We start from the raw sequence: 16,183 nt of genomic DNA, 5'->3' as shown, positions 1-16,183 counted from the left end.
CCAGCAATATGACAAAAGAAAAAAATAGGAACGATTTGATTGTTTTCTCAGGCAAGATTGTCAGCGGAGATTATATCATTGAAGGATATCTCTCCATTGAAAATGGCAAAGTTAAAGCTATTACTACCACAAAACCCATAGGTGATGTTATTGATTTGGGAGAGGTATATATTGTGCCGGGATTTATAGACTTACATATACATGGCATTCATTATTCTTTGGTTGATAATGGAGTAGCTGATTTAGAGAAAATATGTAAAATACTGCCTCAATATGGTGTAACGGGGTTTTTACCAACTGTTGCGCCAAGATCAAAAGGAGAAGATGTGTTGTTTCTCTCTCAATTAGCAAAAGCGAATATTGAAGGAGCAAAAATTTTAGGATTTCATCTTGAAGGACCTTTTCTGAAGATTACAGGATCTTTGACTTCAGACGCTATTTCGTCGGCTGAAACAGCCAGAGTTGAAAACTTAATGGAGGCGGCAAAGCCTTATAAAGCAATATTCAGTATCTCTCCGGATGTGGAAGGTATTATCAAATTAATTCCCCTGATGGCACAAAACAACACGCCTGTTTTTATTACGCATACTGCTGCGAATGTAGAACAAACACAAAAAGCAATCAATGCAGGAGCACGTCATGCCACACACTTCTATGATGTATTTCCTTGCCCTCCCGTTACAGAGCCCGGTGTGCGACCTTGTGGTGCTGTTGAAGCCATACTGGCGGATGAACGGGTAAGTGTTGACTTTATTTTGGATGGCGTGCATGTTGATCCGGTTGCTGTTAAGATGGCACTGAAATGCAAGCCGGAAGCCACAGGTAAGGTTTGCTTGATTACTGATGCTAATGTTGGAGCAGGTTTAGAACCGGGACGATTTGTGTTCGGTAATAGCGGTGAGATAGAATTCGCTTACAAAGGAGCACCGGCTCGTTCTGTAAACGGGCATACCCTCGCCGGTAGTGGTTTGACGATGGATCGAGCGCTACGAAATGCCATAGATTGGTTAGGTGTTGACATCGTGCAGGCATCTAAACTTTTAAGTGCAAATCCGGCAAAAGTGATTGGTTTGGAAAATACAAAAGGGGTCTTGAAAAAGGAATACGATGCTGACTTTGTTATTCTAAATCGGGAATATGAAGTTCTGCAAACATGGGTAAATGGGCAATGCTATTATAAATCTTAAACATAACAAACACTATTTTAATATGAAAAACTTGTCTGAACAATTCGAATTTACCCCATCAGAATGGGTGCCATTTAAAGATAAAAATGAAATAAACAGAGTGGCAAAAATAAAAAAAGAGGAGATAGAAAAACACTCAAATCCGGATTTTAAGATAAAGGTAGTTCCCGACATGGATGTTGATTATTTATGGATCACGGATATGTTTAAAAGAATAAAAAAAGCATCAGAAACCGGAGAACGACTTGTAATGATTTTGCCAAATCCGGCTCCCGTTTATCGACATCTGGCACGACTCATCAATGCTTGTCAAATAGACTGTCGTAACGTGTATGCTTTTGCTATGGATGAATACGCGGATGAAAATGGCAAAATAGCTCCGGAAAACTGGGAGTTTGGTTTTACAAATGCAATGATGAAGTATTTTTATTATGAAATAGAGGAAAAATTAAGGCCACCTAAAAAGCAGATCGTCGGGTTTACAAATCAAAATATACAACATTATAGTCAAATGATTGCTGATCTTGGAGGTGCTGATATTTGTTACAGCGGTCCTGGGTGGACCGGGCATTTGGCATTTATTGAACCTGATGCTCCCGAATTCCAAGCACCTTTAGAGGAGTGGAAACAGTTGAGTGCGAGAATTTGCACGTTGAGTCCGTTTACGCTTGCACAAAATTCATTACATGGCTGTTTTGGCAAGAGCGGCAACTTGGCAGCTATCCCACCTAAAGCAGCTACTATTGGTCCTGCTGATGTAATCAATGCTAAAAATAGGTTTGACACGCATGCTATTACGGTACATGGAACCAGTACAGCATGGCAACGCTTTATCAGTCGTTTAGTGCTTCACGGACCGGTAACTCCTTTAGTTCCCGAATCGATTTTACAAACACTCCCCACTGAGGTATATGTCTCGGAAACAATCGCTCAAAATATTGAAACAGATTGGAGTAAAGGGTATTAAAAACATACACAATGATAAAACAATTGAAAGCAGGTGCTGCTGTTCGGAACATTACACCGAAGAAACCGCATTTTCTGTTCGGTTATCCATTCGTCGAAAGAATGAGTACCGGTGTTCATGATTGGTTATATAGTTCTGCCCTATATCTGTCAGATGGAGATCAACAAACAATCTTCATTTCTAATGATGTAATTTACGTGAATAAAGACTCAGTAGCACGTATCCGCAAAGCAATAAATAAACAAACCGGAATTCCGGAAGAAAATATTTTGATTGCAGCTACACATACACATTCCGGTCCGGTAACAGTCGATTGTGTAATAAGTGCAAACGACCCGATAGTTCCAAAGGCCGACAAAGCGTATGTAGAAGAGATGGAACGAAAAACAATCGAATCTGCTTGTGCGGCATTCAATCAAGCCGTACCTGCTCAATCTGCTTTTTTGAAAGCAGACGGTACGGGCATAGGAACCAACAGGCATAATCCATTAGGTCCTAAAGACCTGGAAATTCCTGTATTGATTCTTAAAAATCAAGACAATGAATACATCGCTACAATGCTTGTATGTAATATGCATCCTACGGTATTGCATGAAGACTCTACATTATATACTTCCGATTTTCCATTCTATACACGTGATATTTTACAAAAGTTGTTTTTAGGTGTTGATTGTCCGGTGATTTATTTCACGGGTGCTTGCGGAAATCAAAGCCCAAGACATGTTACAAAAGAAAACACTTTTGCGGAGGCTAAACGTTTGGGCAATATTGTAGCTCAGGCAATCGGAGAAAAACTAGTAAGTGATTTAACCTATTCTTCAGTCGTAAAAATAGGTTGTAAACAACGGTTGGTTGAGTTGAAAAGAAAATGTTTTCCTTCAGTTGAGTCGGCAGAGCAACATCGTTTGTCAGCTAAAAAGAAATTTGAAACATTAAAGGAGCATTCGCAAAACACACAAGAAATTCGTTCTGCTGAAGTTGATTGGTTTGGGAGTGAAGAGATTGCGTTCCTATCCAAACTCTCCTCGTCAGAAACACTGGAGGCCGCTTACGCCAAATGTCTTCCTGCGGAAATACAAATCATAAATATTGATGATTGGAACTTTGTTGCTTGGCCCGGCGAAATATTTATAGAATATGCGCTTCAGCTTAAGGAACAAGCAAAAAATGCCTTTTTGATCACCCTTGCCAATGGTGAACTACAAGGGTATATATCTACCGAAGAAGCTAATGAAAAAGGATATTATGAGGCTTCTAATTCGCTGTTCGATTATACTTCCGGTGCTATTTTACTGGAAGAAACACTGAAAGAATTAAAATCAATTTGAAATGAGTTTTTTTCTTGGCATAGATTTAGGTACAAGTTATTTCAAAGCAGGAGTTTTTGATGAACAAGGCAATCTAAGAGGTCTGGGACGTTGCTATGTCAACAAAGAAACAGGGAATATGGGGATTTGTGAATTGCCTGTGGCTGTCTTTTGGAAAACATTACGTTCCTGTTTGGGAGAAGCGATAAAAAACGCAGCTATTCAACCCGAAGAGATAAAAACAGTCTCTTATTCGTCTCAAGCTAATAGTTTTGTATTGCTTGATCATTCAGATGAACCTTTAACCCCCCTAATTCTTTGGCCGGATCAAAGAGCAGAGAATAACGCTGATTCTTTACAGCGTTTAATCAATAATCCTGATTTTAATCAGATAACCGGTTTGGGAATTGCACCTAATAATCAATCTCTTGCAGCAAAGATCGAATGGTTTAGAATCTTACGCCCGCAGATATGGAAACAGGTGAAAACGGTCTTGTCAATTTCGGATTACCTTACCTTCTCACTTACAGGAGAAAAAGTTACTGATTATAGCACCTCATCCATGACCGGTTTATTCAGTATCCCGGATAAAAAGTGGTGGAACGATGCTCTTGCTGTTTTTTGCATTGATCTGCATTACTTAGCAGTACCGACAGCAATAGGCTCTTTGATCGGCCGGATATCTTCAAAAGGGGCAAAACTTACCGGTTTATCTACTCATACAGCTTTCTATGTAGGAGCTTTAGATCATCACATGGTTGCTGTAGGAGCCGGCTTGCCGGTTCTTGATCAGATTAGTGAATCAACAGGAACTGTTTTAGCTGCTGTTAACTACAAACAGGGATATTCCCCCCAAAAAGGGGTGAATATCGCTCCGGGATTAGAAGATAATTATTATTTCCAAATGGCATTCGAGGAAAATGGGGCTTCTGCATTAGAGTGGTATCAAAAAAACTATATGCCGGAATTGTCTATAGAACAACTGTTGACATTAGCCTGCACTATTCCTCCCGGCTGCAACGGATTAACAGCAAACCCGTCTGCAAACAAATACAAGGATTTAGAGGGTTTTAAACCTCATAAAAAACAGTACGAACCAGCGCATTTTGTACGTGCTATTCTTGAATCTACCAGTTTGAGCTTATTGAGTTTACTGATAAACATGGGAGAAGAAGCAACAGGTAAACAAGTTGTTTCATCGGGAGGAGGAGCAAAGAGCCGGCTCTGGATGCAAATCAAAGCCGATATGATAAATAAAACCTTTTTACTGCCGGAATGCAATGAATTGGCTTGTCAAGGGGCAGCCATGTTAGGTTTTATGGGAAATACTCCGGCAAAAAATCACGATAAAACCATAGCACTATGGGTGAGATATAAAGACGTAATGACCCCTGATCCCAAGAACACGCATGAATACTTTAACTGGAAAGCAAATCAAACTATAAAACAGTAAATAATATGGAAAATTCCACGAAAGAAAGAATTATACAATGCGCGATGGATTCATTAACTATCGAATCTAATGCAATCGCTGACATTAAAACATATATAGAAACCGAGAAGCTTGAAGAGGCTGTTAATCTTTTAAGTTCCTGCCCGAAGATCATTACTTGTGCAAGTGGAACCTCAGGAATAGCAGCAAAGAAATTTGCCCATTCCTTATGTTGTATTGAACTAAACGCCTGGTTTCTTTCTCCATCAGAAGCTGTACATGGAGGATTAGGGTGCATAAAAGAAGGAGATGCAGTGGTGATGATTTCTCGTGGGGGCAAAACAGTCGAATTGTTGCCCATCCTTGATGTATGTATTAAGAAAAAAGCAAAACTCATCGTTATAACAGAAAACCGGAATTCGCCATTAGCACAAAAAGCCCAGATCGTTATTCTTATGAAAATAAATAGAGAAAGCGATCCGCTCAATATCATGGCTACCTCAAGTTTCATTGTAACAATAGCTATTATGGATGCAATTTTAGCTGCATTAATGGATGTCTCCAAGTATACACTCGAACAATTTGCACTGATCCATCCCGGAGGAGCGGTTGGTTCTAAACTAAATAAATAAAAAACCATGTATAAAGGATTTAAAATTAAACCACCTTTTTTTGAGATAGGCCCGAAGGCATTTCTCTATGGAGAAAAGATGTTGAAGTTAGCCAAGGTTGCAGATGAAGCAGCTCAAAAGTATGATGTGAGTATCATTATAACCCCTCAGCCATCAGATCTTTACCTTTTGGCACAGGAAACCAAAAACATATATCTCTTTGCTCAGCACATGGATCCGGTCATTGTCGGACGTGGACAGGGCAGTATCCTGCCCGAAGCCATCAAGGCAGCCGGAGCAGTAGGAGTTATGCTAAATCACGCCGAAAAACCAATGACAATTGCCGATTTATATAGGTCGATTAAGCGTGCAGATGAAGTTGGATTAGCTACTATTGTGTGTGCCGATTCTATTAAAGAAGCGGAAGCAATCGCACTTTTCGCACCAAACATTATTGTTGCGGAACCAACAGAACTGATCGGTACCGGGCAAACAAGCGATGAAGAATACGTAATTGCCACAACATCTGCAATAAAAAAGATCAATCCGGAAATACAGGTGCTTCAGGCTGCCGGTATCAAAAACGAAGAAGACGTATACCGTGTAATCAAAGCTGGTGCCGATGCAACCGGAACAACAAGTGGCATTATGAAAGCCGAAAACCCGGAAGCAATGTTGGACGAAATGATTCGAGCTGTTCGTATGGCTTGGGATGAAGTGCATTCATAAAATTAAATTATAATTCTATTTTAATAAAAAGGAGATACAAAATGAAAATTTACAGAGAAAACATTGAGGTTCAATCACAAGATCACAGACCGGATTTTCACAATGTTACGGAAGGAGTAAAACAAATCATCAAAAAATCGGGAGTTGAAAATGGTATTTGTGTGGTATACTCGCACCACACTACATGTTCAGTAATAACTCAGGAATGTTCACATGACCTGAACTATTTCGGCAGGGAGTTTTTGCAGCAAGATTTAAACAACATTATGGAGAAACTCATCCCGACTTGCCGTACGGAAGGGCAATACCTGCACCCGGGCCCCAAACATATTGACTTTGCGTTGAGTATTCCGGGAGAAGAGGCAAAAGGCAGTTTGAATACAGATGCTCATTTACGTTCGGTTTTTTTCGGACGCTCAGAAACAATACCTTTAATTGATGGTAAGTTGTCTCTGGGAGATTTTGGTTATATTTATTTTATCGACTGGGATCAGGTTCGTGAAAGAAAAAGAGTTTGTGAAGTTCATATTATAGGTGTATAAGCGTATGAAATACTTAGCAGACACGGCTAATATTGATGAAATAAAAGAGTTGCTCAATTATCTCCCCATAGAAGGAGTGACTACAAATCCTACACTATTAGCACATTCAAAAAAGAAGCTCTCTCAAATCATACCGGAAATACTTCAGCTTCTTGGCGACAAGATGATACATATTCAGGTGATGAGTGAAAAATCAGAAGATATGTTACGTGAAGCTAAACGATATCGGGACTATTTTCAATTAAATGAAAAGTACTTCGTTAAAATTCCTGTAACTAAAGAGGGAATCCGGGCAATTAAAATGGTTAAAGAGGCGGGTATGAATGTTACGGCAACCGCTGTATTTACACAACAGCAAGCTTTAATCGCTGCTAAGGCAGGTGCGGATTTTGTTGCTCCATACGTAAACCGGCTGGATAACATTGGAGCACAGGGTGTTAATGTTGTTTCTGATATTGTAAAAACATTCACGCTGCATTCTCTCCCTTGCAACGTATTAGGGGCGAGCTTTAAGAATGTAAATCAAGTTTATCAGGTAAGTTTAAACGGTTGTCATGCGGTGACTCTTTCGTATGAAATCTTTAATTTACTGATAAAACATCCAATGACGGACAAGGGTGTTGCTGATTTTACAAAGGACGGGATTCCGTATTATGATATTCAGTTTTAACGGATACAATTACCCCGAATAACAACATAGAGGTAGCCTACAAAAAATAGGCTACCTCTATTTCTTTACTCTATTACCATGATTTTGTCTCTTTGGCTGACTTTGTCGGTGTCTTTTACGAAAATTTCTTTGACGATGCCGCTTGATGTGGCTTTTATTTCGTTCTCCATTTTCATGGCTACAAGTACACATAACGGGTCTCCGGCCTTTACCTCGCTGCCTTCTTTGACGTAGACTTTGAGTATCACACCGGGCATGGGGGCGGTGATGATCTGTACGCCGGCATGGGCGGACTTTTCATGTTCGTGCCGGGTTCGGGCAAGTTCATTGATGAGGTTGATATGGAACAGGTCGCCACGGTTAATCACTTCATAGGATGTGGTGTCTACCTGGGTCAGCTGCACACCGTTCGAGCGGTTGTCGATGATCACCGAATACAAGGAGTCACCTCCTACGTTGTAGTCCACTTCGTATTCTTTACCGTTTACAAGCACCTTTTTTATGGGTCCGTCCTCAATTATTTCAACTTTATATTCTCTGTCGGGGAAATCTTCCACCTGGGCGTAATATGTTGCTAATGGTTTATTGACATCTTTCATACGATTATCGTTTAATTTTTACATGTTCGTTTCATAACGTTGCAAATCAATAGTTGTTTGCTGTCATCTGTAATTTGCCGTAATATTTCCACAGAGATTCACCTATTACCGGAAGGGTAGTTGCGCGTGCTGCGGCTGATTTTTCCAGTTCGTAATGCCGAAGCGCGGCAGTTATAACCGCTACGGTCGGGTCGCTGCTCTTTTTCTTTTTAAGGTCTTCCTTGTCAAAACGCGTATCGATAAAGGTGGTGTCGTAATCCCCCTTTTCAAATGCTTCGTTCATCAACACACGCTGATGGAAAGGAATGGTGGTTTTTATACCGAGCATTTTGTATTCACGCAGAGCACGTCGCATTGTTTCAATGGCCGATTGACGCGTACGTCCCCACGAACATAGCTTGGCAATCATCGAGTCGTAATGCAACGAAACCTCAAAGCCGGCGTAAACCGAGCTGTCCAGACGAATGTTACGTCCTTCGGGTACTTCCCTCACCTTGATGATTCCCGGAGACGGCATAAAGTTGTTCACCGGATCTTCCGCATATACACGGCATTCTATGGCATATCCCTGAAAATTAATGTCCTCCTGCTTATAGGGGAGTTTGTTGCCTCCGGCTATTTCTATCATATCACGTACGATGTCCACCCCTGTACATAATTCCGTAACGGGATGCTCAACCTGCAAACGGGTATTCATTTCCAGAAAGTAGAAGTTCTGCTCTTTATCAACCATAAACTCCAATGTTCCCGCGCTGTAATAGTTAATTTTCTTAGCGGCTTTTACGGCCAGTTCCAGCATGGCAGTCCTTACTTCGGGTTTCAGGTAGGGAGACGGAGCTTCCTCAATCAACTTCTGGTTTCGCCGTTGTATCGAACATTCTCTTTCGCCGAGATGGACTACATTTCCGTAGCGGTCGCCTAACACCTGCACCTCAACGTGATGCGGTTTTTCAATGTATTTTTCAATATAAACGGCATCATTTCCAAAAGCATTACCGGCCTCCGATTTTGACAAGCGTATAGCCGCTTCCAGTTCATCTTCGGAATGCACAAGTCGCATCCCTTTTCCACCACCGCCGGCCAGTGCCTTCAGCATAATAGGATAACCTACTTCTTCGGCTACCTGACGCGCCTCTTCTACAGAAGCAAGCGGCTTTTCAATACCGAGAACTACAGGCAATCCGGCCTCTTTCATTAATTTCCTCGCTTCGGTTTTTATACCCATACACTCAATAATATCTGCGCTCGGACCGATGAATATGATCCCTTCTTTCTCGCATTGACGGGCAAAATCGGCGTTTTCAGACAAGAAACCATATCCGGGATGGATGGCGGCTCCGGTCTTTTTGGCTATATCCAGTATCTTCCGGGGTTTAAGATAAGAAGTGTCTTCTAACGAATCAGATACACAATAAGCCTCTTCCGCGTAACGAACATGAAGCGCGCCGCGATCCACATGCGTATATATGGCTACAGTATCCAGTCCCATTATCCGACATGTGCGGAAAATGCGCAAAGCTATTTCACCTCTATTGGCTACTAATATTTTCTTTATCATCATATCGTCTTGTGTTTAAAGTGGTAAGTTGGAATGTTTTTTGGGAGGGTTGGACTGCCGCTTGTTGGCAAGCATCTCAAAACTTCTGATCAACCTCATACGGGTTACCGCAGGGTCTATCACCTCATCCATATAACCTAATTCGGCCGCACGATAGGGGTTGGCGAATTTTTCCCTGTAATCCTCCTGCAATTCTTTTCGTTTGGTTTCAGGCGCATCCGACTTTTCAATTTCTTTTTTGAAAAGGATATTTACTGCCCCATCCGGTCCCATTACCGCGATTTCGGCGGTGGGATAAGCAAAATTAATATCCCCGCGAATGTGCTTTGAACTCATTACACAGTAAGCACCTCCATACGATTTGCGTACAACGATCGTTACCTTGGGAACAGTCGCCTCGCAATAAGCATAAAGCAACTTAGCCCCATGCCGTATAATTCCGTCGTACTCCTGATTAATGCCGGGAAGGAATCCGGGAACATCCACCAGCGTCAGCAGCGGAATGTTAAACGCATCACAGAAACGCACAAAACGCGCGGCTTTTACCGATGCGTTAATATCCAACGTACCCGCAAGTACGGCAGGTTGGTTGGCAACCACTCCCACGGTTTTTCCGTTCAGCCTGATATAACCTGTAACAATGTTCATCGCAAACTCCTCCTGCACTTCAAAAAAACGATAATCATCCGCTATCTCGTTGATCATTTCCTTGATGTTGTACGGTTGATTCGGATTAGTAGGGATCAGGTCTTCCAAGCTCGAAGTCGGACGCGTTGGCGAATCAAGCGTAGGAACAAACGGAGGTTCTTCCATATTATTTCCGGGCAGATAAGAAATCAGTTCCCGAATGCGATTGATACAATCAATGTCGTTCTCCGCGCTAAAATGAGCCACTCCGGATTTAGTCATATGAATATCCGTACCTCCCAGATCTTCTTTCGACACCTCTTCCTGCGTAACACTCTTTACCACATCCGGACCAGTTATAAACATATAACTACTTTGCTTAACCATAAAAATAAAGTCGGTCAAAGCAGGAGAATACACAGCTCCCCCGGCACAAGGGCCCATGATCGCGCTGATTTGCGGAATAACGCCCGACGCCATAGAGTTTTTCAAGAAAATATCCGCATATCCGCCCAGAGATCGCACCCCTTCCTGAATACGAGCTCCGCCCGAATCGTTCAGACCAATAACGGGAGCACCCATGTGCATGGCCATATCCATTACCTTACATATTTTTTTAGCATACGTTTCAGACAAGGCGCCACCAAAAACAGTAAAATCCTGTGCGAAAACAAAAACCAATCGCTCACCAATCATTCCGTAGCCCGTAACTACGCCATCACCCGGAATTTTGGAACTCTGCATTCCGAAATCAGTTGTACGATGCACTACAAACTTATCGAGTTCGATAAAAGAACCTTTTTCCAACAAAAGTTCAATTCGTTCACGAGCAGTCAGTTTACCCATTTGATGTTGCTTTTCTATCCTTTTAGAGCCACCACCCAGTTCAGCCTGGCGATTTAATTCTTCAAGTTTTTTCAGGAGATCTTTCATTGTAAATAAGACTAAGATTTTCAATACTAACGTGATAAAATCTGTACCCATCCATTAACATAGCGCAACGATGTAAATACAGCTGAAGAGAGACAAACAAACTATCCGGACAATAAAACAGAGCGCGATAGTTTAGTCGGTATAAGCACATCTATCAGATCAAACAGAATCTCCGGTTACCATATTCGTCGATCCGAAACAAATTAACATTTCAAACTCCGCCTTGAAATATAGGCGTTTTTTTACAATACTATCTTTCTGAAAAGATATCCTTTATTTTTTTGAAAATAACCTTTATTTTCGAAAAAATAACCTTTATGTTTTAAAAATATTCAACATACTGATTATCAGTAACATATAAAATCAAGAAAAATAAGACAAAAACCCCCGATTTTAACTTAAAATCGCAAGAAAATTTTCTTTCCCACCACTATAACTGTATAACCCCGAGCCTGTCGAAACATCCCATCCCAACCCACTGTCATGTTGAGCCTGTCGAAACATCTCACCGCGTCTGACTATTCTTAAACGAAGCTTTATGCAGAGATCTCTCCACTTCGGTCGAGATGACTGGAAAGGATGGTCGAGATGACAGGGGAGGATGATCGGGTTTACAGGGAAGGGTGGACAGAATGACAAAAGAAAAGCGGTTCCTACCCGGAAAAGAGCGCGATGCCGCGATAAGCGGCGAGCCGTGAAAAAAACGGCCTCATTGGATGAGCGTTAAGAAAAACCCGGAGCGAAAGCGTTAAAAACAAATCGTTGTTTGAGCGCAGCGAGTTTCGATTTGTTTAGCGAAAGCGCAGTGTTTTTTAGCGAAGGAAGTGCAGCCTTGATCTTTTTTGCTTCGTTTTTTGATCAAGCCAAAAAATGATGTGGGGTCACAGGGGTGAAACCCCTTAAAACTCTGTCCCCTCCACTGTCATGTTGAGCCTGTCGAAACATCTCACCGCGTCTGACTATTCTTAAACGAAGCTATACGCAGAGATCTCTCCACTTCGGTCGAGATGACAGGGGAAGGATGTCGGGTTAACGGGAAAGGTGGTTGGGTTAACAGGAAAGGGTGGTTGGGTTAATCGGAAGGGTGTCGGTGTTCGTAGGGGCGAAAAATCTTTCGCCAAATACCAACCATAGCAACAACCTTTTATCGTTTAAAACCAACTTTTGAATATAATAATGTATTGTTTTGCATAAAGTCATGGGGTAAAAATGTATATTTGCTCATAAAGTCGTAGGGTAAAAGTGTAAAATAGAGAAAAAAACAACTATATGAGAAGAACAGCATTAAGTTTCTTGCAGAAATGGAAACATAAAAACACACGGAAACCTCTTATAATAAGAGGAGCTCGCCAAGTTGGCAAAACTTGGCTGATGAAAGAATTTGCCAAAACCGAATATGAGAATTTCGCTTATATAAATTTTGAAGACAATCAACAACTAAAAACATTGTTCTTAAACGATTTCGATATACCTCGTATTTTATTGGCAATCCAGATCGCAACAGGAATAAAACCAGAGCCAAACAAAACATTGATTATATTCGATGAGATTCAAGAAGCAGAGAGAGCTTTAACCTCATTGAAATATTTTAGGGAAAACGCTCCCGAATACCATATTGTAGCAGCAGGATCTTTACTCGGAATTGCACTACATGAAAACACATCTTTTCCAGTAGGTAAAGTTGAGTTCTTAGATCTATACCCGCTAAGTTTTGCTGAATTTTTAGACGCATTGGGCGAACACGATTTGAATAATTTGATTAAGACTGAGCAGTGGGTAATGATAAACACGTTTAAAACAAAGTATATAGAGCTACTAAAGCAATATTACTATGTGGGAGGTATGCCCGAAGTGGTTTCAAACTATGCAATTAATCAGGATTTTAGCGAAGTACGTCAGATTCAGCAGCAAATACTAAATTCATACGAACAGGATTTCTCAAAACATGCTCCTACAGATGTTGTTCCACGCATCCGTATGGTTTGGAATTCCGTACCTGCACAATTATCGAAAGAAAATCGTAAATTCATTTACGGATTGATAAAACAAGGAGCCAGAGCCAAAGAATTTGAATTAGCGTTAGCTTGGTTAATAGATTGCGGCTTAATACATAAGATCAATAGAGTATCTAAGCCGGCCTTACCATTGAAAGCCTATGAAGATATGGGTGCCTTTAAACTGTATCTGCTTGATATCGGTTTGTTGGGAGCGATGGCAAACCTTGATGTGAAAACGTTGCTTGATGGCAACCAGATTTTCACCGAGTTTAAAGGAGCTTTAACCGAACAGTATGTTTTGCAACAATTGGTTACAGATGCGGAAATCTCAATATTCTATTGGTCGTCGGAAAAATCGATTGGAGAAATAGATTTACTTATACAGTACAAAAACGAAGTAGTTCCGATAGAAGTAAAAGCAGCCGAAAACCTTCAAGCAAAAAGCTTACGAGCTTTTGTTGAAAAGAATAAATCTAAAATGGCAATACGAACTTCCATGTCAGATTTTAGAGAAGAAATATGGTTAACAAACTTACCATTATATGCAATCAACGAATTGACAAGCTATCTCGAATCAAAAAACTAATCAGAAACGAAGCTATACGCAGAGATCTCTCCACTCCGGTCGAGATGACAGGCAAGGGTGGTCGGAATGACAAAAGAAAAGCGGTTCCTACCCGGAAAAGAGCGCGATGCCGCGCTAAGCGGCGAGCCGTGAAAAAAACGGCCTCATTGGATGAGCGTTAAGAAAAACCCGGAGCGAAAGCGTTAAAAACAAATCGTTGTTTGAGCGTAGCGAGTTTCGATTTGTTTAGCGAAAGCGCAGTGTTTTTTAGCGAAGGAAGTGCAGCCTTGATCTTTTTTGCTTCGTTTTTTGGATCAAGCCAAAAAATGATGTGGGGTCGCAGGGGTGAAACCCCTTAAAAACCCTGTCCCCTCCCATGTCATCCTGAGCCTGTCGAAGGATCTCATACCGTCTGACTATTATTAAACGAAGCTATATGCAGGGATCTCTCCACTTCGGTCGAGATGACAAAGAAGGGTGGTCGGGATGAAAAAAGAAGAACGATTGGGGTCGCAGGGGTGAAACCCCTTAAAACTCTGTCCCAACCACTGTCATGTTGAGCCTGTCGAAACATCTCACCGCGTCTGACTATTGTTTAATGAAGCTTCATGCAGAGATCTCTCCACTCCGGTCGAGATGACAGGGAAGAGATGGTCGGAATGACAGGGAAGAGATGGTCGGAATGACAGGGAGAAGTGTCGGGGTGAAAAAGAAGGAGATTAGTAATAAAATGTTTCTAAATCTGATGTTTTTGGTTTTGTGATTGCGATACAGAAGTTATTATATTAATTTTACTGATAATATTCAGCCAAAATACAGCTTTATGTGCCGCGGAAAAAAATTATCTGTCCACATTATCGGCTCGGAATATTGTTGAGTCAAGCCAACAAGTTTCTCGTTTTCGCTTAACTAAAGAATTCGCAATAACTATCGATCCAATTTTTAAAGAAATTTTTGGATTTCCTGTAAAAGTAGATCCTAACGATTTCAAATCTATTACTATATCTATAGAACTAGACAATAATTGCAATATTTATGAATATTCATTTACTTTTCCTACAAAAAAGAAAAAAGACCTCCCACAATGGGAGAAAAAGCTATATCAGTTTGGAGAACATATAAAAGAGATAAACTTTCTTCCATTTATAGATATATGGGATAAAGACAAATTTGTAGGTACGTCACTGACTTTAAATATGTATGATTTTTATAGATATTCTGAACAATCAGATCGAATGCTGTTCATAGACTAGTCTTTTAAACCTCGTTTCATAAGCTCCGACAGATCGAAATATCCTCACTGTAATATGATGGAGTGAGGATGTTTTTAGTGAATTCATACTTATTGTACATTTTTTCTTCTCTGTACCGTTTGCCTAAATTATTACTGAATTAAATTGCTATTTTCATTTTCCTAATAAATTTTATATCGTATCTGAAAAACTCCCGCATCGTTTTGCCTGACAGCCACCATGCCATTGACTTATCTGCATCTCCGTTTGTGTATCGGGAAATTTTTCAGTGCGGTGTTTCTCCATGCCCTTTTTGATGGAGAGACTGCTGTTAATTCGTATTTAAATCTTTCAGAGAACCATGTTTATAGAGCAATTGCTGATAATACTAAAGCATTTTTAGCTAATTCTTATTCGTATTTCAACTTAGAATTACTGTCCACAATTGATTATATTGTGCAACATGAAAAAATAACAGACATTGAGAATATTAAAGTGCATTTGCATAATTGGAGTAACAGAAAAAAAACACTGTTTTCAAATGATCACTTTATTAAAATTGCATTGAATAAAATACAAACGATATCTTGATTTACTAAATCCAAATTTACCAAACACTTACCGTATTCAATACGGATTTGCTGCCTTTGCGAAATCTTTGCCTTATATTTGTACATATATGTAGTTATTTTTACATCTATGATAAAATGTAATCAATGTGGAATTGACAGTTCGGATACAGCCCGGTTCTGTTCTAATTGCGGAAATAAGTTAGCTGTTGACAGACTAATCGAAAAGAAACCGAAAAACAAAATCCTGTTGGGGGTTGTTGTGGTAACACTCGGTGTCTGGATGATGTTTATGGTCGTATATCAAGTGTTTTTCAGTGTTTCTGCCGTTGATAAAGAACTGATTGATACGGCAAGTAAAACGAACGCGAACTGCCCCATGATGATTGATCATCTTACCAGATTAGATAACGTATTGGCAATACCGCCCAAAACGATTCAGTATTACTATACCTTAGTTAAGTTCGAAAACATGTTTGCCGATACGTTGCTTTTAAAGGATCAAATTAAGCAAAATGCCATAAATACTTTTCGAACCAGTCCTGACGCAAAATTTTTTCGGGATCATAAAATAATAATTAATTACCAATATAAAGATATACATGGTAATTATCTGTTTCAAATAAATGTAACTCCCGAACAATATAGTGAATGATAT

13 protein-coding genes are annotated in these 16,183 nt (G+C 40.3%); 10 read left to right on the top strand and 3 right to left on the bottom strand.

The window, feature by feature from the left end; translation table 11 throughout:
* Positions 1-8: 8 nt before the first annotated feature.
* Genes B9Y81_RS01240 through B9Y81_RS01205 form a run of 8 tightly spaced genes read left to right on the top strand, consistent with a single transcriptional unit; the run spans position 9 to position 7,445 of the window.
* Positions 9-1,187: an N-acetylglucosamine-6-phosphate deacetylase gene (locus B9Y81_RS01240; RefSeq protein ID WP_085535183.1), complete on the top strand. Its 1,179-nt coding sequence runs from the start codon at positions 9-11 to the stop codon at positions 1,185-1,187.
* 22 nt (positions 1,188-1,209) lie between these two features.
* A complete protein-coding gene (locus B9Y81_RS01235; protein ID WP_139822873.1) occupies positions 1,210-2,154 on the top strand; it encodes a 6-phosphogluconolactonase in 945 nt (314 codons plus the stop codon).
* An 11-nt stretch (positions 2,155-2,165) separates the two neighbouring features.
* Positions 2,166-3,482 (top strand): neutral/alkaline non-lysosomal ceramidase N-terminal domain-containing protein, encoded by a 1,317-nt coding sequence (locus tag B9Y81_RS01230; protein ID WP_085535181.1) that lies wholly within the window; start codon positions 2,166-2,168, stop codon positions 3,480-3,482.
* A gap of 1 nt (position 3,483) precedes the next feature.
* Entirely contained in the window at positions 3,484-4,914 is a 1,431-nt protein-coding gene (locus B9Y81_RS01225) for an FGGY-family carbohydrate kinase (RefSeq protein ID WP_085535180.1), read from the top strand.
* Positions 4,915-4,919: 5 nt separating this feature from the next.
* Positions 4,920-5,525 carry a KpsF/GutQ family sugar-phosphate isomerase gene (locus tag B9Y81_RS01220; protein WP_085535179.1) on the top strand — a complete coding sequence of 202 codons (606 nt, stop codon included), beginning with the start codon at positions 4,920-4,922 and terminating at the stop codon, positions 5,523-5,525.
* 6 nt (positions 5,526-5,531) lie between these two features.
* Positions 5,532-6,233, top strand: coding sequence for a triose-phosphate isomerase (locus B9Y81_RS01215; RefSeq protein ID WP_085535178.1), 702 nt, complete (start codon positions 5,532-5,534; stop codon positions 6,231-6,233).
* A gap of 41 nt (positions 6,234-6,274) precedes the next feature.
* Complete coding sequence (locus tag B9Y81_RS01210) at positions 6,275-6,775, top strand: secondary thiamine-phosphate synthase enzyme YjbQ (protein WP_085535177.1); 501 nt, start codon at positions 6,275-6,277, stop codon at positions 6,773-6,775.
* A gap of 4 nt (positions 6,776-6,779) precedes the next feature.
* Positions 6,780-7,445 (top strand): transaldolase family protein, encoded by a 666-nt coding sequence (locus B9Y81_RS01205; RefSeq protein ID WP_085535494.1) that lies wholly within the window; start codon positions 6,780-6,782, stop codon positions 7,443-7,445.
* Positions 7,446-7,510: 65 nt separating this feature from the next.
* Here B9Y81_RS01205 and B9Y81_RS01200 read toward each other — a convergent pair whose 3' ends face one another.
* From B9Y81_RS01200 to B9Y81_RS01190, 3 genes are read right to left on the bottom strand one after another with little or no spacing between them, the layout of a single operon-like run.
* Positions 7,511-8,044: an acyl-CoA carboxylase biotin carboxyl carrier protein subunit gene (locus B9Y81_RS01200; RefSeq protein WP_085535176.1), complete on the bottom strand. Its 534-nt coding sequence runs from the start codon at positions 8,042-8,044 to the stop codon at positions 7,511-7,513.
* A gap of 46 nt (positions 8,045-8,090) precedes the next feature.
* Positions 8,091-9,602 carry an acetyl-CoA carboxylase biotin carboxylase subunit gene (accC, locus tag B9Y81_RS01195; RefSeq protein WP_085535493.1) on the bottom strand — a complete coding sequence of 504 codons (1,512 nt, stop codon included), beginning with the start codon at positions 9,600-9,602 and terminating at the stop codon, positions 8,091-8,093.
* A 15-nt stretch (positions 9,603-9,617) separates the two neighbouring features.
* The gene (locus tag B9Y81_RS01190) at positions 9,618-11,162 is read right to left on the bottom strand and encodes an acyl-CoA carboxylase subunit beta (RefSeq protein ID WP_085535492.1); all 1,545 of its coding nucleotides are present in this window, start codon (positions 11,160-11,162) and stop codon (positions 9,618-9,620) included.
* 1,269 nt (positions 11,163-12,431) lie between these two features.
* Here B9Y81_RS01190 and B9Y81_RS01185 point away from each other — a divergent pair.
* Together B9Y81_RS01185 and B9Y81_RS01175 are read left to right on the top strand one after the other, a co-directional pair.
* Positions 12,432-13,745, top strand: a complete 1,314-nt coding sequence (locus B9Y81_RS01185; protein ID WP_085535175.1) for an ATP-binding protein — start codon at positions 12,432-12,434, stop codon at positions 13,743-13,745.
* Between the two features lie 1,910 nt (positions 13,746-15,655).
* Complete coding sequence (locus tag B9Y81_RS01175) at positions 15,656-16,180, top strand: zinc ribbon domain-containing protein (protein ID WP_085535173.1); 525 nt, start codon at positions 15,656-15,658, stop codon at positions 16,178-16,180.
* The last annotated feature ends 3 nt before the right edge of the window (positions 16,181-16,183 follow it).

The sequence above is a fragment of the Massilibacteroides vaginae genome (assembly GCF_900178525.1).
GTDB classification, from domain to species: domain Bacteria; phylum Bacteroidota; class Bacteroidia; order Bacteroidales; family Tannerellaceae; genus Massilibacteroides; species Massilibacteroides vaginae.
This window is presented reverse-complemented; position numbering and strand designations above follow the sequence as displayed.